Raw genomic sequence first — 21,575 nt, 5'->3', positions numbered from 1 at the left:
GCTATCCTCGGCGACCATAAAAAGCAGGACCGCCCAGCGGTCTTGCGCCCAGGTCCTGTTGACGCTGTTGCGCACGGACCCTGGCATCCAATTGTTAGTACATTGTGGGGACACATGCAGACACTCAAGGTCGAGCTTGGCGAACGTAGCTACCCAATCCACATTGGCGAAGGCTTGCTGGATCGGCCTGAACTGCTAACGCCCTATATCGTCGGCAAGCAGGTAGCGATCGTTTCCAATGCCACGGTCGCGCCTCTGTACATGGCGCGCCTGACCCAGGCGCTGGCGGGCTTCAACGTGCTGCCGATCGTGCTGCCCGATGGCGAAGCCTTCAAGAACTGGGAAACCCTGCAAACCATCTTCGACGCCCTGCTGACCGCGCGCCATGACCGCCGCACCACCGTGATCGCCTTGGGCGGCGGTGTGATCGGCGACATGGCCGGTTTTGCCGCTGCCTGTTATCAGCGCGGGGTGGATTTCATCCAGGTTCCGACCACACTGCTTTCCCAGGTGGATTCTTCGGTGGGCGGCAAGACCGGCATCAACCATCCGCTGGGCAAGAACATGGTCGGTGCCTTCTACCAGCCCAACGCCGTGCTGATCGACACCACTTCGCTGAACACGCTGCCAGCGCGCGAGTTGTCGGCGGGGCTGGCCGAGGTCATCAAGTACGGGCTGATTTGCGACGAGCCGTTCCTGACCTGGCTCGAAGAGAACATGGACAAGCTGCGCGGCCTGGACCAGGCCACGCTGACCACGGCCATCGAACGCTCCTGTGCGGCCAAGGCTGCGGTGGTGGGTGCCGACGAGCGTGAATCCGGCGTGCGTGCAACCTTGAACCTGGGCCATACCTTCGGCCATGCCATTGAAACCCACATGGGCTACGGTGTCTGGCTGCATGGCGAAGCGGTTGCGGCGGGTACGGTCATGGCGCTGGAGATGTCGGCGCGCCTGGGCTGGATCAGCGAGCAGGAACGAGATCGTGGTATCCGTCTGTTTCAGCGCGCCGGCCTGCCGGTGGTTCCGCCTGAAGACATGACGCCTGAGCATTTCCTCGAGCACATGGCAGTTGATAAAAAAGTGATCGACGGTCGCCTGCGTCTGGTGCTGTTGCGCCGTATGGGCGAGGCAGTGGTGACTGACGAATATCCAAGAGAAGTACTACAGGCCACATTGGTTGCGGACTACCGCGCCTTGGTGGATCAGCTTAGAGGTTAATGATAAATCCATGACTAGTTTGCACGCCGATGAGGCCTTCCTCGGTCATTACCAGTTGAGTCATGACCCTTTTGCCACGCGGGTCCCCGGCTTTAAATTCTTCCCGGCCCAGCGCAAGCCCGTGCTGGGGCAATTGCATCACCTGGCGCGCTACAGCGAGCTGCTGCTCCTGGTGACCGGCCCTCACGGCAGCGGCAAGACCCTGCTGCGCCAGGCGCTGGTCGCCAGTACCAACAAGCAGTCGGTGCAAAGCGTGGTGGTGTCGGCCCGCGGCGCAGGCGATGCCTCGGGGGTACTGCGTCAGGTGGCGCAAGCGCTCAACGTCGTGCAGCCGGAAATGCGTCCGATCCTTTCCCAGGTCGTGCAGCTGGCCCTGACCGGCCAGGAAGTCTACATCCTGGTGGACGATGCCGAACAACTGGGCGAATCCGCACTCGAAGCGTTGTTGGAATTGGCAGCGGGCACGCCTGAAGGGCGTCCGCATGTCTTCCTGTTCGGCGAGGCCTCGATCATCGATCGTCTGGATCAGCTGTGCTCCGAGAGTGGCGTGGAGGGCGAACGCTTCCACGTGATCGAGCTGGCTCCGTACACCGAAGAAGAAACCCGTGAATACCTGGCCCAGCGCCTTGAAGGTGCAGGCCAGGGCATTGAAGTGTTCAGTGCCGAGCAGATTGCCGATATTCACGAACAGTCCAATGGATGGCCGGGCGCGATCAACCAGGTCGCGCGCGACTCGATGATCGAAGCCATGATCGCCAGCCGCTCTGCGGTCAAGCGTCCAAGTATGGGGTTCAAGATGTCCAAGAAATATGTGTTGGCTCTGGGTGGGGTAGTGGCTGCGGCCGTGCTGGCTGCGGTGCTGATTCCAGGTCGCGGCAACGCACCGACGGCGCCGGCCAATTCCCAGGCGCAACTGCCTCTGGGGCAGGGCCAGGCGCCTGCGCAGCAGTCGAACAACGGTGGCCCGGCCATCGAGTTCGCCGGTAATTCGCAGCCGATGCCGCTACCGTTGGTCGGCAACTCGCAGCCTGTCATGCGCGGTCCCCTGGCCGAGGCAGCTGGCTCGGGCGAGGGTGATGGCGAAGACGGCGGCCCGGCTGCCAACCAGCCGCTGCAACCGCCAACCGTCACCACCACCGCACCGCCACAAGGCGCCACCGCAAGCCCGGCTCCGACCATGGCGCAAACGCCGGTTCCGACCCCGCGTCCGGCCCCGGCGGCGCCGGCTGCCAAACCTGCTCCAGCCCCGGCACCGGCCGCCAAGCCTGCGCCAGCGCCGACTCAGGTCGCGACCGCCAAGCCGGCAGCCAAGCCTGCCGAGAAGCCAGCCGCCGCCGCTGCAGCGCCTGCTGGCGGTGGCTGGTATTCGGGTCAGGCACCTGGCCATTACGTGGTCCAGATTCTTGGCACCAGCTCCGAGGCCACCGCTCAGAGCTACGTGAAAGAGCAAGGCGCCGAGTACCGCTACTTCAAGAAAACCCTGCAAGGCAAGCCGCTGTACGTGGTCACCTACGGCAGTTTTGCCGACCGCAACGCAGCGCTCTCTGCCATCAAGAACTTGCCAGCGAAGGTTCAGGCTGGTAAACCTTGGCCTCGTACTGTCGGCAGTATCCAACAGGAACTCGCCGCAGCTCGCTGATTAGTCAGCGACCCTACCCGGGTCGCTCTGTTGGCTCCCCCGAAAATCGCGCATGAGCGTGCTGCCAATGAGCAGCGCGCCTTGCGGTGTCTGCGTCTCAGGCACGCATTGAATTTCGGGCTCTCTTTAGTCAGACTCGCAACAAAGCTCTGGCTACCACGAGAATCGACTTAAAACCTTTCATAATTGCGACATGAATTTGCGACGTTTCGTCGTTAAATTTGTGGGGCTTTGTGTCGGTGTGTACAATGACCTCCCTTTTGCTCCCGCAAAGCTGGCGTACGTTCAGCGTGGACGGTAAATGGCTGAATTGAAAAGAAATTTGCCTCGTTAAGAGGCAGCCTGGTGAGAACGTGTCTATGAAAGCAGGTCTGTATCGTCCGGAAGAATTCAAGGATAACTGTGGTTTCGGCCTGATCGCCCATATGCAAGGCGAGCCCAGTCATCACCTGTTGCAGACGGCTATTGAAGCCCTGACCTGCATGACCCACCGTGGTGGGATCAACGCCGACGGCAAGACCGGTGACGGTTGTGGCCTGTTGATGCAAAAACCCGACATGTTCCTGCGCGCCGTGGCCACCGAGCACTTCGGTGTCGAGCTGCCGCGCCAGTACTGCGTGGGCATGGTGTTCCTCAATCAGGATGACGCCCGCGCCGAAGCTGCCCGCGAGAACATGAACCGCGAAATCCTCGCCGAAGGCCTGACCCTGATCGGCTGGCGCCAGGTGCCCATCGACACCAGCGTCCTGGGCCGTCTGGCGCTGGAGCGCCTGCCGAAGATCGAGCAGGTGTTCATCGGCGGTGAAGGCCTGAGCGATCAGGAATTCGCGATCAAGCTGTTCAGTGCCCGTCGCCGTTCGTCGGTTGCCAATGCCGCCGACACCGACCACTACATCTGCAGCTTCTCGCACAAGACCATCATCTATAAAGGCCTGATGATGCCGCGTGACCTCACGGCATTCTATCCAGACCTCAGCGACGAGCGCCTGCGTACCGCGATCTGCGTGTTCCACCAGCGCTTCTCGACCAACACCCTGCCGAAATGGCCGCTGGCCCAGCCTTTCCGCTTCCTCGCCCACAACGGCGAGATCAACACCATCACCGGTAACCGCAACTGGGCCCAGGCCCGTCGCACCAAGTTCACCAACGACTTGATGGACCTGGAGCAACTGGGCCCGCTGGTCAACCGCGTGGGCTCGGACTCCTCCAGCATGGACAACATGCTCGAGCTGATGGTCACCGGCGGCATCGACCTGTTCCGTGGCGTGCGCATGCTGGTGCCGCCTGCATGGCAGAACGTCGAGACCATGGACCCGGATCTGCGTGCGTTCTATGAATTCAACTCCATGCACATGGAGCCGTGGGACGGCCCGGCCGGTATCGTGATGACCGAAGGTCGCCACGCCGTCTGCCTGCTCGACCGTAACGGTCTGCGTCCGGCGCGCTGGGTCACCACCAAGAACGGCTACATCACCCTGGCGTCGGAAATCGGCGTGTGGAACTACACCCCCGAAGACGTCGTCGCCAAGGGCCGTGTGGGCCCGGGCCAGATCTTCGCCGTGGACACCGAAACCGGCCAGATCCTCGACACCGACGCCATCGACAGCCGTCTGAAGTCGCGCCACCCGTACAAGCAGTGGCTGCGCAAGAACGCGCTGCGCATCCAGGCGACCCTGGAAGACCACGACCACGGTTCGGCGTTCTACAACCCCGATCAGCTCAAGCAGTACATGAAGATGTTCCAGGTCACGTTCGAAGAGCGCGATCAGGTGCTGCGTCCGCTGGGCGAGCAGGGCCAGGAAGCCGTGGGCTCCATGGGTGACGACACGCCAATGGCCGTGCTGTCGCGTCGTGTGCGCACGCCGTACGACTACTTCCGCCAGCAGTTCGCGCAGGTCACCAACCCGCCGATCGACCCGCTGCGTGAAGCCATCGTCATGTCGCTGGAAGTCTGCCTGGGTGCCGAGCGCAACATCTTCCAGGAATCCCCTGAGCACGCTTCCCGCGTGATCCTCAGCTCGCCGGTCATCTCGCCTGCCAAGTGGCGCGCGCTGATGAACCTTGAGCGTGAAGGTTTCGACCGCGCCATCATCGACCTGAACTACGACGAAGCCACCGGCCTCGAGGCCGCGCTGCGCAACGTTGTCGATCAGGCCGAAGAAGCGGTGCGCAGCGGCCGGACCCAGATCGTCCTGTCCGACCGCCACATCGCGCCGGGCAAGCTGCCGATCCACGCATCCCTGGCCACCGGCGCGGTGCACCACCGCCTGACCGAAAAAGGCCTGCGCTGCGACAGCAACATCCTGGTCGAAACCGCGACCGCCCGTGACCCGCATCACTTCGCCGTGCTGATCGGCTTCGGTGCGTCGGCGGTCTATCCGTTCCTGGCCTACGAAGTGCTGGGCGACCTGATCCGCACCGGCGAAGTGCTGGGCGATCTGTATGAAGTCTTCAAGAACTACCGCAAAGGCATCACCAAGGGCCTGCTCAAGATCCTGTCGAAGATGGGTATCTCGACCATCGGCTCGTACCGCGGTGCGCAACTGTTCGAGGCCATCGGCCTGTCCGAGGAAGTCTGCGACCTGAGCTTCCGTGGCGTGCCGAGCCGCATCAAGGGCGCGCGTTTCGTCGACCTCGAAGACGAGCAGAAGGCACTGGCCTCTGAAGCCTGGAGCCCGCGCAAGCCGATCCAGCAAGGCGGCCTGCTGAAGTTCGTCTACGGTGGCGAATACCACGCCTACAACCCTGACGTGGTCGCGACCCTGCAAGCCGCCGTGCAGCAGGGCGACTACGCCAAGTTCAAGGAATACACCGCGCTGGTGGACACCCGTCCGGTGTCGATGGTCCGCGACCTGTTCAAGGTCAAGGAACTGGAAACCCCGATGAGCCTGGACGAAGTCGAGCCGCTGGAAGCGATCCTCAAGCGCTTCGACTCGGCTGGCATCTCCCTGGGCGCGCTGTCGCCGGAAGCCCACGAAGCGCTGGCCGAGGCGATGAACCGCCTGGGCGCGCGCTCCAACTCCGGTGAGGGCGGTGAAGATCCTGCACGCTACGGCACCATCCGCAGCTCCAAGATCAAGCAGATCGCAACCGGTCGCTTCGGTGTGACGCCTGAGTATCTGGTCAACGCCGACGTGCTGCAGATCAAGGTCGCCCAGGGCGCCAAGCCGGGCGAGGGTGGTCAATTGCCAGGTGGCAAGGTCAACGGCCTGATCGCCAAGCTGCGCTACGCAGTGCCGGGTGTGACCCTGATCTCGCCGCCGCCGCACCACGACATCTACTCGATCGAAGACCTGTCGCAGCTGATTTTCGACCTCAAGCAGGTCAACCCGTCGGCACTGGTATCGGTCAAACTGGTGGCCGAAGCAGGCGTCGGCACCATCGCCGCCGGTGTGGCCAAGGCTTACGCCGACCTGATCACCATTTCCGGCTATGACGGCGGCACCGGTGCATCGCCACTGTCGTCGATCAAATACGCGGGCGCCCCGTGGGAAATCGGCCTGGCCGAAACCCACCAGACCCTGCGCGGCAACGACCTGCGCGGCAAGGTCCGGGTACAGACCGACGGGGGTCTGAAAACCGGCCTGGACGTCATCAAGGCAGCCATCCTCGGCGCCGAGAGCTTCGGCTTCGGCACCGCGCCAATGATCGCCCTGGGCTGCAAATACCTGCGCATCTGCCACCTGAACAACTGCGCCACCGGCGTTGCGACCCAGAACGACAAGCTGCGCAAGGATCATTACATCGGCACCGTCGACATGGTGATCAACTTCTTCACCTACGTGGCCGAAGAAACCCGCGAGTGGCTGGCCAAACTGGGCGTGCGTTCGCTCGAAGAACTGATCGGCCGTACCGACCTGCTAGACATCCTGCCGGGCGAGACCGCCAAGCAGCAGCACCTGGACCTGACCCCTCTGTTGGGCAGCGACCACGTGCCTGCGGACAAACCACAGTTCTGTGGCGTCGAGCGCAACCCGCCATTCGACCAGGGCCTGCTGGCCGAGAAGATGGTCGAAATGGCCAAGGCGGCCATCGAGTCCAAGTCCGGTGGCGAATACGAGCTGGAAATCTGTAACTGCGACCGTTCCATCGGCGCGCGTATTTCCGGTGAAATCGCCAAGCTGCACGGCAACCAGGGCATGAAAGACGCCCCGGTGACCTTCCGCTTCAAGGGCACCGCTGGCCAGAGCTTCGGCGTGTGGAACGCCGGTGGCCTGAACATGTACCTGGAAGGCGACGCCAACGACTACGTCGGCAAAGGCATGACCGCAGGCAAGCTGGTGATCGTGCCGCCAAAAGGTAGCCCGTTCAAAACCCAGGACAGCGCGATTATCGGCAACACCTGCCTGTACGGCGCAACCGGCGGCAAGCTGTTCGCCGCTGGCACCGCAGGCGAGCGTTTCGGTGTGCGTAACTCTGGCGCCCACGCCGTAGTGGAAGGCACGGGCGACCACTGCTGCGAATACATGACCGGCGGTTTCATCTGCGTACTGGGCAAGACCGGCTACAACTTCGGTTCCGGCATGACCGGCGGTTTCGCCTACGTGCTCGACCAGGACAACACCTTCGTTGACCGGGTCAACCACGAACTGGTGGAAATCCAGCGCATCAGCGGCGAAGCGATGGAAGCCTATCGCAGCCACCTGGAGCGCGTGCTGGCCGAGTATGTGGCGGAAACCGACAGCGAGTGGGGCCGTAACCTCTGGGAAAACCTGGATGACTACCTGCGCCGCTTCTGGCTGGTCAAGCCTAAGGCCGCCAACCTCAAGTCCTTGCTGTCGAGTACACGCGCCAACCCGCAATAAATCCTGGCGGCAGCTTCAAGCGACAAGCTTCAAGCTGCAAGCCAAAGCGGTACGCGGTGTCGGAAATAAATTTGATCGCTTCAAGCTTATAGCTTGGGGCTTGCAGCTTGAGGCTGCTTCAAGAGGTTGAAGAGAATGGCTGAACGTCTCAGTAACGACTTCCAGTTCATCGATGTCGGGCGCAAAGATCCGAAGAAGAAACTGTTGCGTCAACGCAAGAAAGAGTTCGTGGAGATCTACGAACCCTTCAAACCCCAGCAGTCGGCCGACCAGGCCCACCGCTGCCTGGGTTGCGGTAACCCGTACTGTGAATGGAAATGCCCTGTGCATAATTTCATTCCCAACTGGCTCAAGCTGGTGTCGGAGGGCAACATCCTCGCCGCCGCCGAGCTGTCCCACCAGACCAACACCCTGCCGGAAGTCTGCGGCCGCGTGTGCCCGCAGGATCGTCTGTGCGAAGGTGCGTGCACCCTCAACGACGGATTCGGCGCGGTGACCATCGGTTCGGTCGAGAAGTACATCACCGACACCGCCTTCGCCATGGGCTGGCGTCCGGACATGTCCCGCGTTGTACCGACCGGCAAGCGCGTGGCGATCATCGGTGCAGGCCCTGCTGGCCTGGGCTGCGCCGACGTGCTGGTGCGTGGCGGCGTGACCCCGGTGGTGTTCGACAAGAACCCGGAAATCGGTGGTCTGCTGACCTTCGGTATTCCTGAGTTCAAGCTCGAGAAGAGCGTGCTGAGCAACCGCCGCGAAGTCTTCACCGGCATGGGTATTGAGTTCCGCCTCAATACCGAAGTCGGCAAGGACATCAGCGTCGAGCAACTGCTGACCGAGTTCGATGCCGTGTTCATGGGCATGGGCACCTACACCTACATGAAAGGTGGTTTCCCGGGCGAAGACCTGCCGGGCGTGCACGATGCGCTGGATTTCCTGATCGCCAACGTCAACCGCAACCTGGGCTTTGAAAAGTCGCCGGAAGATTTCGTCGACATGAAAGGCAAGAAGGTCGTGGTACTGGGCGGTGGCGACACCGCGATGGACTGCAACCGCACCTCGATCCGTCAGGGCGCCAAGGCTGTGACCTGCGCCTATCGCCGCGACGAAGAAAACATGCCGGGTTCGCGCAAGGAAGTGAAGAACGCCAAGGAAGAAGGCGTGAAGTTCCTCTACAACCGCCAGCCAATCGCCATTGTCGGTGAAGACAAGGTCGAAGGCGTGAAGGTGGTCGAGACGCGTCTGGGCGAACCCGATGCCCGCGGCCGCCGCAGCCCCGAGCCGATTCCGGGTTCCGAAGAGATCATCCCGGCCGATGCCGTGGTCATCGCGTTCGGCTTCCGCCCAAGCCCGGCGCCGTGGTTCGAGCAATACGGCATCGAGATGGACAGCCAGGGCCGCGTCGTGGCGCCCGAGCAAGGTAAGTTCAAGCACCAGACCAGCAACCCGAAGATCTTCGCCGGCGGCGACATGGTCCGCGGTTCGGACCTGGTAGTGACCGCGATCTTCGAAGGCCGCAATGCGGCTGAAGGCATCCTGGACTACTTGGGCGTCTGATTTGCGTGGGGCGCCACGTAGCAGTACGGCTTGCCGGCGGGAGCGATCTTCCGGCCGCCCCCGCCGGCAAGCCGTGCTGCTACGGTAATTGATAGCGCCAACAGCCAGGCTTTTCTGCGACAAATCGCCCCCATAGACAAAAGGCACGGTACTTACCGTGCCTTTTGCGTTGGTGTCTGAGAAAATGCGCGCACTTTTTTAGCGGATTTCGCCATGACTGCCCTGAAGAACGACCGTTTCCTTCGCGCCCTGCTCAAGCAACCCGTAGACGTCACCCCCGTGTGGATGATGCGTCAGGCCGGTCGCTACCTCCCGGAATACCGCGCCAGCCGCGCCAAGGCCGGGGATTTCATGAGCCTGTGCAAGAACCCGGAGTTCGCCTGCGAAGTCACGTTGCAGCCCCTTGAGCGCTATCCACTGGATGCCGCGATCCTGTTCTCTGACATTCTCACCGTTCCCGATGCCATGGGCCTTGGCCTGTACTTCGAGACCGGCGAAGGCCCGCGTTTCAAGAAAACCGTCACCACCCTGGCCGACATCGAAGCGCTGCCGATCCCGGATGCGCAGAAAGACCTGGGCTACGTGATGGACGCGGTCAGTACCATTCGCCGTGAACTCAACGGCCGCGTACCGCTGATCGGCTTCTCCGGCAGCCCCTGGACCCTGGCGACCTACATGGTCGAAGGCGGCTCCTCCAAGGATTTTCGCAAGTCCAAGGCCATGCTCTACGACAACCCGCAGGCCATGCACCTGCTGCTGGATAAACTGGCGCAATCGGTCACCTCTTACCTGAACGGCCAGATCCTGGCGGGTGCGCAAGCGGTGCAGATCTTCGACAGCTGGGGCGGCAGCCTCTCGGCGGCGGCGTACCAGGAATTCTCCCTGGCCTACATGCGCAAGATCGTCAGCGGCCTGATCCGTGAACACGATGGCCGCAAGGTCCCGGTGATCCTCTTCACCAAAGGCGGCGGCCTGTGGCTGGAAAGCATCGCCGAAGCTGGCGCCGACGCACTGGGCCTGGACTGGACCTGCGACATCGGCGAAGCCCGCCGCCGCGTCGGCAGCAAAGTCGCCCTGCAAGGCAACATGGACCCCACCGTGCTCTACGCCCGCCCGGAAGCCATCCGTCAGGAAGTCTCCAACATCCTGGCCAGCTACGGCAGCGGCACCGGCCACGTCTTCAACCTCGGCCACGGCATCACCCCCGAAGTGGACCCGGCCAATGCCGGTGCCTTCATCGAGGCTGTGCACGAGTTGTCGGCGAAGTATCACCAGTAAGCGCTAAAGCTCAGATGTGAAAACGCCCGGTCATTGCCGGGCGTTTTTGTGTCTGCGTGTTCCACGTCTGGGCGCTCAGGTGGTCGGTAACTTCGCTGTCAACATTTGGCGAATGTCCTCTCAAATTAGCGGGAAGCATTCCTACATCAAAAAAAAATGATGCGCATAGACTTGGTCAGGTCGTTCACGGACGGACGCCTAAGAATTCAGACAGGATGAATGAATGATGTCGAAGCTCACCATTGCGTCACTTGGAGTCACCTCTCTCGCCATTTTAGCTACGCTGGCATCGCCTCGATATGCCGCTGCCCACGGTTATCTGAATGACCCTCCTTCCCGGGCATTGCTCTGTCAGAAGGGACTCAACAAGGAGTGCGGGGGTGCACAGTACGAGCCGCAAAGCGTAGGTGAAACGGACAAGGGCTTTCCCGCCACGGGCGTGCCCAACGGCAAGATCGCCAGCGGCGCGATTTCCAGGTTTGCAGCGCTGGATGTGCAGTCCGCCACCCGCTGGCACAAGACCGAAATCAAGGATCGCAGCGTCGCCTTTGACTGGTATTACAAGGCGACTCACCCTGCTACCAAGTACGAATACTTCATCACCCAGAACGGCTGGAATCCCAACGCCGAACTGGCACGCAGCTCGTTCGCCCTTACCCCTTTCTGTGTCATCGATGCGGGTGGCCGCTTACCCACGGATCAGCCGCCGGGCAGCGAGGGGCCTGCCCGGGAGAAACACAGCTGTGAACTACCCTCGGATCGCAGCGGCCATCACGTCATCCTCGGTATCTGGACCGTCCATGACACGGGAGGCGCGTTTCATAACGTGCTCGATGTGAACATTGTCGCCGAGGCGGAGGCGCCGGATGGCTGGAGACCGGTGGGCAACATCACGCCTCGGGATGAATTGTGGGTCGGTGACAAGGTCAAGGTCCGGGCCATGACCGGTGAGGGCGAGAGCGCCGAGTTCAGCTCGCAGATCACCATCGCCAGCGCAGAAGACGGCAAGCCCGGGAACTGGTCATTCAACCTTGCGCGGCAACTCAATGAAGCGCACACACTGGTACGGGCAGGCGTGCGGGGCGAAGACGGCACCATCGCTCCGGTCAGGGGCGCGAACAACCTCTACGCCAAACAGGAAAGCGGCGTGAACCGGTATGAACTGCAGATGGATCTGGTGGAGGATGCCCAGGCCCAACTGAACATCCAGCCCGTCAGCCAGGACCTGGAGCTGGTCAAGGGACGAGCAACGCTGCCACTGGTCGTGACCGGCAACCGCAGCATGAACATCGAAGCCACGGTTTTCGATGCTTCACACAAACCTGTCGGTGCTGTCACCCGTGCGTTTGAACCTGGCAGCGCGACGCTCGACATTGCCTTGCTCAGCGAGCCGGGCCAGCACCAGATTAAGCTGACCGGGGTCACCCCAGACGGGCGTACCACGCGCCAGGCTCTGGAGAATCTCACCCTGACCGGCGAAGGTGGTGGCCAGGAATACGACGCGGTTTACCCGCAAGACATCGATACCTACACCGCCGGCACCACTGTCCTGCAGCCGGCCGACGGCAAGGTCTACGAGTGCCTGCCGTTCCCTGCATCGGGCTGGTGCAAGCAAAGCCCTCATCACTATGGTCCCGGAACAGGCTCCGACTGGCAGGATGCCTGGAAACTGAAGTAGGGATCGGCGGTTACGAGCAAGGCCCGGCGGTGTGACTAAGCCTGAATGTTCACCGCCAACGGCTTCACCTTCGTAAGCTTCAGCGCTGCACCCAGGGCCACCAGCAGCAGGATGCCGATGAACACGCCGATCCCGTTCCAGCCCGCGTAGTGCCAGAACATGCCACCGCCGGTGCCGGCGACGCTGGAGCCGACGTAGTAGCTGAACAGGTACAGCGAGGAGGCCTGACCCTTGGCCTTGATGGCGCGGCGGCCGATCCAGCTGCTGGCCACGGAGTGGGCGCCGAAGAAGCCGAAGGTGAACATCAGCACGCCTATGACCACGACGGTCAACGGAGTGAACATCGTCAGCGCAAGGCCCGCCAGCATCAGCACGATCACCGCCCACAGCACGTTGCGACGGCCGAGTTTGTCGGCCAGGGCGCCGATTTTCGCCGAGCTGTAGATGCCCGACAGGTAGACCACCGAAAACAGCCCGACCACTGCCTGGCTGAGGTTGTAGGGATCAGCCAGCAGCCGATAACCGATGTAGTTGAACAGTGTCACGAAGGCGCCCATCAGCAGGAAGCCTTCGAGGAACAGCCACGGCAGGCCGGCGTCGCGAAATTGCAGGACGAAGCCGTCCAGCAGGCTGCGGGCATTGAGCGGGCGAGGGCGGAAGTTGCGTGACGGCGGCAGGAATTTCCAGAACAGGCTGGCAGCGCCCAGGGCGATCAGGCCCATGATCATGAGTGAGGTGTGCCAACTGACGAAGTCGCTCAGCACCCCGGTAATCAAGCGTCCGCTCATGCCGCCGATGGCGTTGCCGCCGATGTACAGGCCCATGGCCAGGCCGATGTGCTGGGGGTGGATCTCTTCGCTGAGGTAGGTCATTCCCACGGCGGCCAGGCCGCTCAGCGAAAGCCCCACCAGCGCCCGTGTGAGCAGGATGCCTTCCCAGGTCGGCATGAAGGCGCTGGCGATGGTGAAAAATGCGGCGGAGAACAGCGCGAACACCATCACCGATTTGCGTCCGAGACGATCGGAAATCGGGCCGGTGATGAGCAGGCCGATGGCGAGCATGGCGGTGGCCACCGAGAGGATCAGGCTGCTCTGGGCCGCATTGATCGAGAACTCGTGGGACAGCATCGGCATCATCGGCTGCACGCAGTAGAGCAGGGCGAAGGTCGCGAAGCCGCCGGCAAACAGCGCGAGCACGGTGCGCATGAAGGCCGGGGTGTCTTTTTCGATGTAGGTATCACCCAGCGGTATCGCGGCGTTGATCGAGTCAGGCGCAGACGCGGCGGGGGATGCAGCAGTATTCACGGAGAACCTCAGGGATGAAGCGGCGATGAGAAAAAGAATATAGCCAGCTAACGATTCCTTCCAATATATTGTTCGACCTGTTTGATAGGTTTCACGACCTAATAGGATTTCCATGGAATTACGACACCTGCGCTACTTCATCGCGGTCGCCGAAGAGCTGCACTTTGGCCGGGCTGCCGAGTCTCTCGGTATTTCGCAGCCACCGCTGAGCCAGCAGATTCAGGCGCTCGAACAGGAGTTAGGGGCACGGCTGTTCGAGCGAACCAACCGACGAGTGGAACTGAGCGAGGCTGGGCGGCTGTTTCTGGACGAAGCGCGTCTCGTGCTGGCGCAGGTGGAAAAAGCCTCGGACGTCGCCCGGCGCGCGCAGTTGGGCGAACTGGGCGAACTCAAGATGGGCTTTACCGCGTCAGCACCGTTCACCTCCAGCATTCCCCAGGCGATTTTTGCCTTCCGCCAACGCTATCCGGCCGTGCATCTGGCGCTTCAGGAAATGAGCAGCAAGGAGGTGTCTGATCGGCTGGAGGAGGAGTCGATGCAGGTCGGCATCATGCGGCCATTGCCCCTGCCGGATTCACTGGTGGCGGTGGAGTTGTTGCGTGAGCCGTTGGTGGCAATTCTGCGTTCGGATCATCCATTGGCCACGGGCAGCGACAAGGGCCTGTACCTAAAGGAGCTGGCGAGCGAACCGTTCGTGTTCTTTCCCCGCAGCTACGGCAGTGGCCTGTATGCGCAACTGCTGAGCCTGGCGCGAGAGGCGGGATTCAGCCCGTTGTTCACCCAGGAAGCGGGCGAGGCGATGACCATCATCGGCCTGGTGGCGGCTGGGCTGGGGGTGACGGTGCTGCCAGCGTCCTATCAGCGGATGCGTATCGAAGGGGTGGTCTACCGCACGTTGCTCGACCCCGAGGCGACCTCGGCGGTATGGCTGGTGCAGCGTAAGGATCAGAAATCACCCATGGCCAAGGCGTTCGTGGAGCTGGTGACGCGCAAGGCGGGGTGAGGGTGCCCTACGTTATCGCGGTCATTTGGACGCCTTGCCCTGCAATGGGCTGACAATGTATTTCAACTCGCCACCCTCAAGCGTGAGCCGGAAAATGCCTTCGGAGGCGTAGTCGACCCGCCAGCGCTCATCCAGGGTGCGGCCATGGGGCAGCAGTTGCACGCCGGGGTAGTCGAAGCGCACTTCCTCTTCGGACGTCAGCGCGAACAGCACAGCCGCGAACAGCTCGCGGGCTTCAGGGTTGGGCGGCAAACCATCGGCCTTCCAGGTTTCTTCGTGCAATAGCTGGCGGGCTACCGGCATGCCCAGCGGGTCCGTGAGGGAAAAGCGCAGGCCGTGGCGTTCTTTCTGCGCCTGCAGGGTCCAGTCCTGACGCTGGCCGGCCTGTTCGCGCTGCACGTGCAGTTGAACCGGGAACTTGATATGCGGGATTTGGGCAGGCAGCGGGGCGTGGCTGGCGCAGGCGCTCAGAAACAACATGCAAGCCACCAGCAGAGCGCGAATCATGGGGAGTCACCTTTGTAGAGTGTTCGCCGACAGGCTGAGGCTGCCAGGCGGGGCCAGAGGTTTTTGCCAGCAGGCGCGGCCGGCCAATGGAGCCATTCCCGAGTGGCGGGCATTATCCCGATGCCAATGCGCAGAGGCAAACGCTGAAACAAATAGTGTGCTTACTTGGGATCTTTCCTACTGATACGGGGCAAAGGGATTACGATGCGCTGTGGGAGGCTTTGGAGCGGCTGGATCACATGTCCGCTCCAGTCGTCAGATTTTTCCATGATGCTCGCCCGACTTATCTCAATTGCCTAAACTCGGGACCATTCATCGGATCGCTCGGCGGTCCTCCACAGCAAGACGGCAACAGGGAGTTAAGAAATGCGGCGTGTGGTGTTCAATCAGAAAGGCGGCGTTGGCAAATCGAGCATCGCCTGCAATCTGGCGGCGGTCAGCGCCAACGAGGGGTATCGGACCCTCTTGATCGACCTGGACGCTCAGGCCAACTCGACGCACTACCTCACGGGTCTTACCGGGGAAGACATCCCCATGGGCATTGCCGAATTCTTCAAGCAAAGCCTGTCATCGGGGCCGTTCGCCAAGAAGAACCAGGTGGATATCTACGAAACCCCTTTTGACAACCTGCATGTGGTCACCGCGACTGCGGAGCTTGCCGACCTTCAGCCCAAGCTTGAGGCCAAGCACAAGATCAACAAGCTGCGAAAACTGCTGGATGAACTGGACGAGGATTACGACCGTATCTACCTGGATACGCCGCCAGCCTTGAACTTCTACGCGGTTTCGGCGTTGATCGCTGCTGATCGAGTGTTGATTCCCTTCGACTGCGACACCTTTTCCCGTCAGGCGCTGTATGGCCTGCTCAAGGAAATCGAAGAGCTCAAGGAGGATCACAACGAGGATCTGGAGGTGGAAGGCATTATTGTCAACCAGTTTCAGGCTCGCGCCAGCTTGCCCCAGCAGATGCTCGACGAACTGATCGCCGAAGGGCTGCCGGTGCTGCCGGTGTACCTCAACAGTTCGGTGAAGATGCGTGAGTCGCACCAGGCCAGCCTGCCGCTGATCCACCTGGACGCGCGGCACAAGCTGAGCCAGCAGTTCGTCGAGTTGCACCATCTGCTCGAGAGCAACACCGACCATTGATTGCGCCCATGTCGGCGGTGCGAGAACACCGCCGACATGTGAACGGCGACTAGGCTGCCTTGCCTCCACGCATCGTCTTCATCAAGTGTCGGGCGTGGCTGCGGGCTTTTTCTGCCTGATCCCTTGAGATGCTGATCGCTGCCTGCATGTCTGCCTTGAGCTGGTCCTGGCTGGCGATCAGCCTGTGCTCGCCGAACGGGCAGCCACAGCACACCAGTTGATCGTGGGTGGCGATGGCCACCACCTGATCGATGAACGTCGGATTGCCTTGGGCGATGAAGCCGACCTGTCGGCAGGCGGCGCACCATACCGGGTCGCCGATGCGGGCCAGCCGGCGGTCCTCCCACGAAAGCGTCGCGGATGTCTGCAGCACAATGCCGCCGGTGGTGGTCGAGTCGCCTTCCCTGATTGCACATGTCATCGTTCGCAGCCTCGGATTAACCAGTGAGCTGCTAACCCTAGGCGCTGAAACCAACCCGCGAAGGGCTGAAAAGCGCTTTCAGAAATGCCCTACCGCCAAAACAGGAAAGCACTGCGAGCCGTGCAGCAAAGGCTGTCAGATGCCCTGGCTTGCCAGCCAGGCGGTCAACTGAGGCAAGGGCATGGCACCGCTCTGACGCGCCACTTCGCGGCCATTCCTGAACAGGATCAGACTGGGAATCGAACGAATCCCCAATTGCGCTGACAGTTGCTGGTTGGCTTCGCTGTCCAGCTTGGCCAGGCGCACGCGCCCTTGCAGTTGAGCGGCGGCCTGTTCGAAGGTCGGCGCGAAGGATTTGCACGGCCCGCACCAGTCCGCCCACACGTCCACCAGCAATGGCAGGTCGCCCTTGATCTGGCTGGCGTAGTCGCCCTGGGTGAGGTTGAACGGTTTGTTCAGCAGCACTGGCTGTTTGCAGCGCCCGCACTTGGGCGCATCGCCCAGACGGTCGGCAGGGATGCGATTCAGGCCGTTGCACTGAGGGCAGGGGATGACAAGGGGCTCGGACATGATGGTTACCGGAATAAGGGCGAATGAGCGGTAGATGGAGCCAGGGCGGCCGCATATCAAGTGTGGACCACGACTGTACCGCCAGCTTGAGCCGCTTCTGTTACTGGCTTGCTCGTGGCAATCGGCCTAGCCTGAGTTGCCAATAAAAACAGAGAGAACCTTATGCAAACCCTCGGTGTTCTGGGCGGGATGAGTTGGGAATCCACCGCGACGTATTACAAATGGCTCAACGAAGGCGTCCGCAATCGCCTGGGCGGCCTGCACTCGGCGCCGTTGCTGCTGCACTCGGTGGATTTCGCCGGCATCGCCGCGCTGCAGAAATCCGGCCAGTGGGACCTGGCAGGCGAACGACTGGCCGAGGCTTCCCGGGGCCTCGAACGCGCCGGTGCCGGCGCGATCCTGCTGGCGACGAACACCATGCATAAGGTGGCGGCAGCCATCGAGTCCGCCGTCGACATCCCCCTGCTGCACATCGGCGACGCCGTCGGCCAGGCGCTACAGGCCAGGGACGTCACCCGCGCCGCGCTACTGGGCACCCGCTTCACCATGCAGGAAGACTTCTACAAGCGCCGCCTGGCTGACCGCTTCGGCATCGAAACGCTGCTGCCCAGCCTCGACGCCATGGCCGAAATCGACCGCGTGATCTTCGCCGAACTGTGCCTGGGCCAATTCCACCAACCCGCCCGCGACTTCTACCTGGGCGTGCTAGAGCAACTGCGCGACCAGGGTGCCCAGGCCGCCATTCTGGGCTGCACCGAAATCGGCCTGCTGCTGGAAGGCGTGCAAAGCCCGCTGCCGCTGGTGGACAGCACTCAGGAGCATGTGGAGATGGGGTTGGGGTGGTTGTTGGGGAGTTGATTCAGCCAATTCCCACAAGGCTGGATGACGTTTCGCATTGGATGGTCTTTCGCAGATGATTAGGCTGGACGCTTATCCTCGCTCATCGCAAAGGCCGGTGTCGGGTGCTACTTTTGTAGCACTGTCAGGTGAGGCAATGGCTATGGTCGACAAGAGAAAGACGATGACGATGAACTCCACTATTCGCAGGCAAGGCGGGGCGGCGGTAATGACCATTCCTCCTGCTTTTCTCAGACTACTGGATCTGGATATAGGGTCTCAGGTCGAACTGAGCGTTGAAGCGGGCGGACTGATCGCTAAGCCAGTCCCTCAGATGGTCAGGAAGCGCTACTCGGCTGCAGAGTTGTTGAAAGGTGCCGAGCATGTCGCCGAACTCAATAGCGAAACCGCCTGGGCAAGAGATGGTGAGCCGGTCGGCCGGGAAGTCATCTAATCGTATCCTTAGTCCTCAGTGGGATTGATTTGCAGGATTCGCGGCTCACCAGACGTTTGTGCCTCATTTCACATTTCATCTAAGTTTTTACCGTTTCACCCAAGCGTCAGCGGCAATCCGCGACGTTCACCATTTTTCGATTTATCACCCCTTCCCTCCAGAATCATTGCGCTTACCGCTAGCGTCTGCGGCGCTTTATCCGAAAGAGAGGCCCGTTTGCCCAGCTAGTCACCAACCAGCACCACGCCTAGCTTCCCGCGCTGAGGGGGCATTTATCCGGACCTGATGCATCGGCCCCTGTCATCTCATTGCCAGGGAGTCGCCAATGATCAGTCAGATACAAGCTGCCGCCGCGACGGTTGTCGCCAGGATGTCAGGCACCGCCGTTACACCGCCTCAGGAGCAGGAGAGCAACCAGCCCGCTGTGGACAAAACCGCCAAGCCGTCAACCGACAAGGCGAGTTTTTCGACGCTGGCCAATCAGTTGAACGAAAGCACCGCCCGTGCCGCGAAGCGTGAGGCACAGATGACTCACGATGACCTGGGCAAGTACGGGGTGGGGCGGGTCAATGAGTTTCTGCAGGAGACCAAGACCGCCAACAGTTTTACCCGCGCGATGGAAGTGCCGAACACCAAGGATCCCGAACTGCTGGACCGCGCCCGCAAGGCCAGCGAGTTTGTGTCCAGAACCATCGCAGGTGACAAGCATGCGACGAGTCCCTTCGATAATCTGTCCCGTGAGCAGTTGAACGCGGTCGTGTACGACGACAGCGGCATGTTCACCCAGAATGAGCGGCGGGCAGCGTGGCATGTGGTGCAGAAGATGGACGACGCCTGGCAGAAGGTTGCGATTGCCGAGGGGACCATCGAGCAGGTGCGAACCGGCAAGGCGTCGAAGTTCTATCGGGAGGCGTTGAGTTATTACCAGTCTTTGCCGGCTATCGAGAAGGCGGTGGGGTATCCGAAAAATGCCGAGGCGGTTCTGCGTGACAGGATCAAAAACGATCCGACCTTGCCCGGGCTGCCCGGCGTGCCGAGTCGTCAGGCGCCGGACCGCAAGCTGACGCTCTATGACATTCTCGCCGGAGTCGTTGACACCAAACAGGAGAAATCCAGCCTGGTGAACTCTGCTTACAGCAAGAAATTCAGCCCGAGGACTTCCCCCGTGCCAGTGACCTGGACCGAGGCCTACATGAAAAAACGTGAAGCGAGGTCGGCCCAGGCTGCTGCCGTCGCGGGCGCAGCACCAGCGCAGAAGGCTCCCGACACCACGCCTGCGCCGGCTGCCCCAGGTCCGTAGCAGCCTGAACGCAATGCCCTAACACCGCCAAACCTGTAGGAGCGCGCTTGCCCGCGACGGTGTCGGTACAGACACTGCAGTGGCGCCTGACCTGGCCCTGTCGCGGGCAAGCGCGCTCCTACGGGAATGGGTGTATGTCACCCGTAGCAGCGCGACTTGCCGGCGGGGACGATTTTGAGGGCGCTCCCGCCGGCAAGCCGTGCTGCTACGGTGGGCGTGTTGAACCAAATCCCCTAACACCGCAATACCTGTAGGAGCGCGCTTGCCCGCGACGGCGTCGGTACAGACACTGCAGCGGCGCCTGACCTGGCCCTGTCGCGGGCAAGCGCGCTCCTAAGGGGTTTGGTGTCGGTCATCCGTAGCGGCACGGCGTTTGGTGCTCACGACGAACAACTGATCTCCAGATGCTTGCCCCAATCCGGTGGCCGCTGTGCATAACTGTCCATTTCTGGCTGTTCTTCGAACGGGCGGGTGAGGACTTGATGCAGGCGGCGCACTTCGCTGTAGTCGCCCTGTTCGGCGGCTTCTATGGCGCGTTGGGCCAGGTAGTTGCGCAGCACGTAGAGCGGATTGACCGCGTGCATGCGGGTGCGGCGTTCGTCCTGGGTGGTCTGGGGTTCGCGGGCGACGCGTGCCAAGTAGGCTTGCCCCCAGGCATCGAAGCCCAGCATGTCGACGAAGTCATCGCGCAGGCGGCTGACGGCAACATCGGCGGGTTCGTCGCCCAGTCGGCGGAAGAACAGACTGTAGTCCACGCCGCTGTTCTGCATCAGTTGCAGCAGGCGGGCGATCAGGTCGGCGTCGTCGTCTTCGGCGGTGGTCAGGCCCAGGCGGCGGCGCATCAGGTCCAGGTAGTGGGCCTGGTAAATCGGCAGAAACATCCCGAGTGCTTCGCGCAGCGGTTCGACCTCGACGAAAGGCGTCAGCGCCTGGGCCAGTGCGCTGAGGTTCCACTGGCCGATGGGCACCTGATTGCTGAAGGAGTAGCGGCCTTCGTGGTCGGAATGGTTGCAGACGAAGTGCTGGTCGAAGTCGTCCAGAAACGCGAACGGACCGAAGTCGAAGGTGATGCCCAGGATCGACATGTTGTCGGTGTTCATCACGCCGTGGCAGAAGCCGTAGGCTTGCCATTTGGCGATCATTTCCGCCTGGCGCTCGACGATCACCCGGAACATCGCCAGATACGGCTCGGGCTGTTCCATGCACTCGGCGTAGTGCAGCGACAGCACGTGGTCGGCCAGTTCTTTGAGCTGCTCGTGCTGCTTGGTGTAGAAAAAGTATTCGAAGCTGCCAAAACGCACGTGGCTCTTGGCCAGGCGCAGAACCATGGCCGCGCGTTCCTGGGTTTCGCGCCACACCGGCGTACTGGAGCCGATCACGCAGGCGGCCCGGCTGGTGGCGATACCCAGTGCATGCAGCGCCTCGGAGGCCAGGAATTCGCGGATCGAAGAGCGCAATACGGCCCGGCCATCGCCCATGCGCGAATAGGGCGTTTGCCCTGCGCCCTTGAGGTGCAGGTCCCAATGCTCGCCCGCCTCGTTGTACACCTCGCCCAGCAGCAGGCCGCGGCCATCGCCCAGGCGCGGGTTGTAGGAGCCGAACTGGTGGCCCGAATAGACCATCGCCCGCGGATCGGCTTCGGCCCAGAGCTTGTGGCCGCTGAACAGCTCGGCGAACACCGGCTCTTCGGCCTGGGCAGGGTCCAGGTCCAGCAGCGCCAGTGCCGCATTGCTGACGACCACCAGCCGCGGTTCGGCGATGGGCTCGGGCAGCACGGACGTGGAAAAACCGTCGCCCAGGCGGGCGAAGCGGTTATCGAAGGTCAGTTCGTCGAGGGCTTTCAAGGGACAGCTCCAGCAGA

At 61.9% G+C, this 21,575-nt stretch carries 16 protein-coding genes; 11 read left to right on the top strand and 5 right to left on the bottom strand.

All coding sequences use genetic code 11. The annotated features are described in order from the left end of the window. Positions 1-114 precede the first annotated feature (114 nt). The 6 genes from aroB (at position 115) to NPS29_RS07845 (ending at position 12,172) form a co-directional block, all read left to right on the top strand. The gene (gene aroB / locus NPS29_RS07870; protein WP_274131802.1) at positions 115-1,218 is read left to right on the top strand and encodes a 3-dehydroquinate synthase; all 1,104 of its coding nucleotides are present in this window, start codon (positions 115-117) and stop codon (positions 1,216-1,218) included. A 10-nt stretch (positions 1,219-1,228) separates the two neighbouring features. Then, positions 1,229-2,857, top strand: a complete 1,629-nt coding sequence (locus NPS29_RS07865) for an SPOR domain-containing protein (RefSeq protein WP_274131800.1) — start codon at positions 1,229-1,231, stop codon at positions 2,855-2,857. Between the two features lie 359 nt (positions 2,858-3,216). After that, complete coding sequence (gene gltB / locus NPS29_RS07860; RefSeq protein WP_274131818.1) at positions 3,217-7,662, top strand: glutamate synthase large subunit; 4,446 nt, start codon at positions 3,217-3,219, stop codon at positions 7,660-7,662. Between the two features lie 135 nt (positions 7,663-7,797). After that, positions 7,798-9,216 (top strand): FAD-dependent oxidoreductase, encoded by a 1,419-nt coding sequence (locus NPS29_RS07855; protein ID WP_274131798.1) that lies wholly within the window; start codon positions 7,798-7,800, stop codon positions 9,214-9,216. Positions 9,217-9,429: 213 nt separating this feature from the next. Continuing rightward, entirely contained in the window at positions 9,430-10,494 is a 1,065-nt protein-coding gene (gene hemE, locus NPS29_RS07850) for a uroporphyrinogen decarboxylase (RefSeq protein ID WP_274131796.1), read from the top strand. 223 nt (positions 10,495-10,717) lie between these two features. Then, entirely contained in the window at positions 10,718-12,172 is a 1,455-nt protein-coding gene (locus NPS29_RS07845) for a lytic polysaccharide monooxygenase (RefSeq protein WP_274131794.1), read from the top strand. 35 nt (positions 12,173-12,207) lie between these two features. Here the strand turns inward: NPS29_RS07845 and NPS29_RS07840 are convergent, their stop codons facing one another. Beyond that, complete coding sequence (locus NPS29_RS07840) at positions 12,208-13,476, bottom strand: MFS transporter (protein WP_274131792.1); 1,269 nt, start codon at positions 13,474-13,476, stop codon at positions 12,208-12,210. A 112-nt stretch (positions 13,477-13,588) separates the two neighbouring features. On the opposite strand from NPS29_RS07840, the gene NPS29_RS07835 reads away from it, so the two are divergent. Continuing rightward, on the top strand, positions 13,589-14,479 hold the full coding sequence (locus NPS29_RS07835) for a LysR family transcriptional regulator (protein ID WP_274131790.1): 891 nt from the start codon (positions 13,589-13,591) through the stop codon (positions 14,477-14,479). A 21-nt stretch (positions 14,480-14,500) separates the two neighbouring features. Here NPS29_RS07835 and NPS29_RS07830 read toward each other — a convergent pair whose 3' ends face one another. Beyond that, positions 14,501-14,986, bottom strand: a complete 486-nt coding sequence (locus tag NPS29_RS07830) for a hypothetical protein (protein WP_274131788.1) — start codon at positions 14,984-14,986, stop codon at positions 14,501-14,503. 366 nt (positions 14,987-15,352) lie between these two features. Between NPS29_RS07830 and NPS29_RS07825 the strand changes: the two genes are divergently transcribed. Next, a complete protein-coding gene (locus NPS29_RS07825) occupies positions 15,353-16,132 on the top strand; it encodes a ParA family protein (RefSeq protein WP_274131787.1) in 780 nt (259 codons plus the stop codon). Between the two features lie 49 nt (positions 16,133-16,181). On the opposite strand, the gene NPS29_RS07820 is transcribed toward NPS29_RS07825, so the two are convergent. Beyond that, entirely contained in the window at positions 16,182-16,553 is a 372-nt protein-coding gene (locus NPS29_RS07820) for a PAAR domain-containing protein (protein WP_274131786.1), read from the bottom strand. Positions 16,554-16,688: 135 nt separating this feature from the next. Continuing rightward, entirely contained in the window at positions 16,689-17,123 is a 435-nt protein-coding gene (gene trxC / locus NPS29_RS07815; protein ID WP_274131785.1) for a thioredoxin TrxC, read from the bottom strand. 162 nt (positions 17,124-17,285) lie between these two features. On the opposite strand from trxC, the gene NPS29_RS07810 reads away from it, so the two are divergent. The 3 genes from NPS29_RS07810 (at position 17,286) to NPS29_RS07800 (ending at position 19,714) form a co-directional block, all read left to right on the top strand. After that, positions 17,286-17,981, top strand: coding sequence for an aspartate/glutamate racemase family protein (locus tag NPS29_RS07810; RefSeq protein ID WP_274131784.1), 696 nt, complete (start codon positions 17,286-17,288; stop codon positions 17,979-17,981). Positions 17,982-18,117: 136 nt separating this feature from the next. Continuing rightward, positions 18,118-18,414, top strand: a complete 297-nt coding sequence (locus NPS29_RS07805) for an AbrB/MazE/SpoVT family DNA-binding domain-containing protein (protein ID WP_274131783.1) — start codon at positions 18,118-18,120, stop codon at positions 18,412-18,414. Positions 18,415-18,739: 325 nt separating this feature from the next. Then, positions 18,740-19,714, top strand: coding sequence for a hypothetical protein (locus NPS29_RS07800; RefSeq protein WP_274131782.1), 975 nt, complete (start codon positions 18,740-18,742; stop codon positions 19,712-19,714). A gap of 380 nt (positions 19,715-20,094) precedes the next feature. On the opposite strand, the gene selO is transcribed toward NPS29_RS07800, so the two are convergent. Next, positions 20,095-21,558 (bottom strand): protein adenylyltransferase SelO, encoded by a 1,464-nt coding sequence (selO, locus tag NPS29_RS07795; RefSeq protein ID WP_274131781.1) that lies wholly within the window; start codon positions 21,556-21,558, stop codon positions 20,095-20,097. Between the last annotated feature and the right edge of the window lie 17 nt (positions 21,559-21,575).

This window comes from Pseudomonas putida, assembly GCF_028682175.1.
GTDB classification, from domain to species: domain Bacteria; phylum Pseudomonadota; class Gammaproteobacteria; order Pseudomonadales; family Pseudomonadaceae; genus Aquipseudomonas; species Aquipseudomonas putida_AD.
This window is presented reverse-complemented; position numbering and strand designations above follow the sequence as displayed.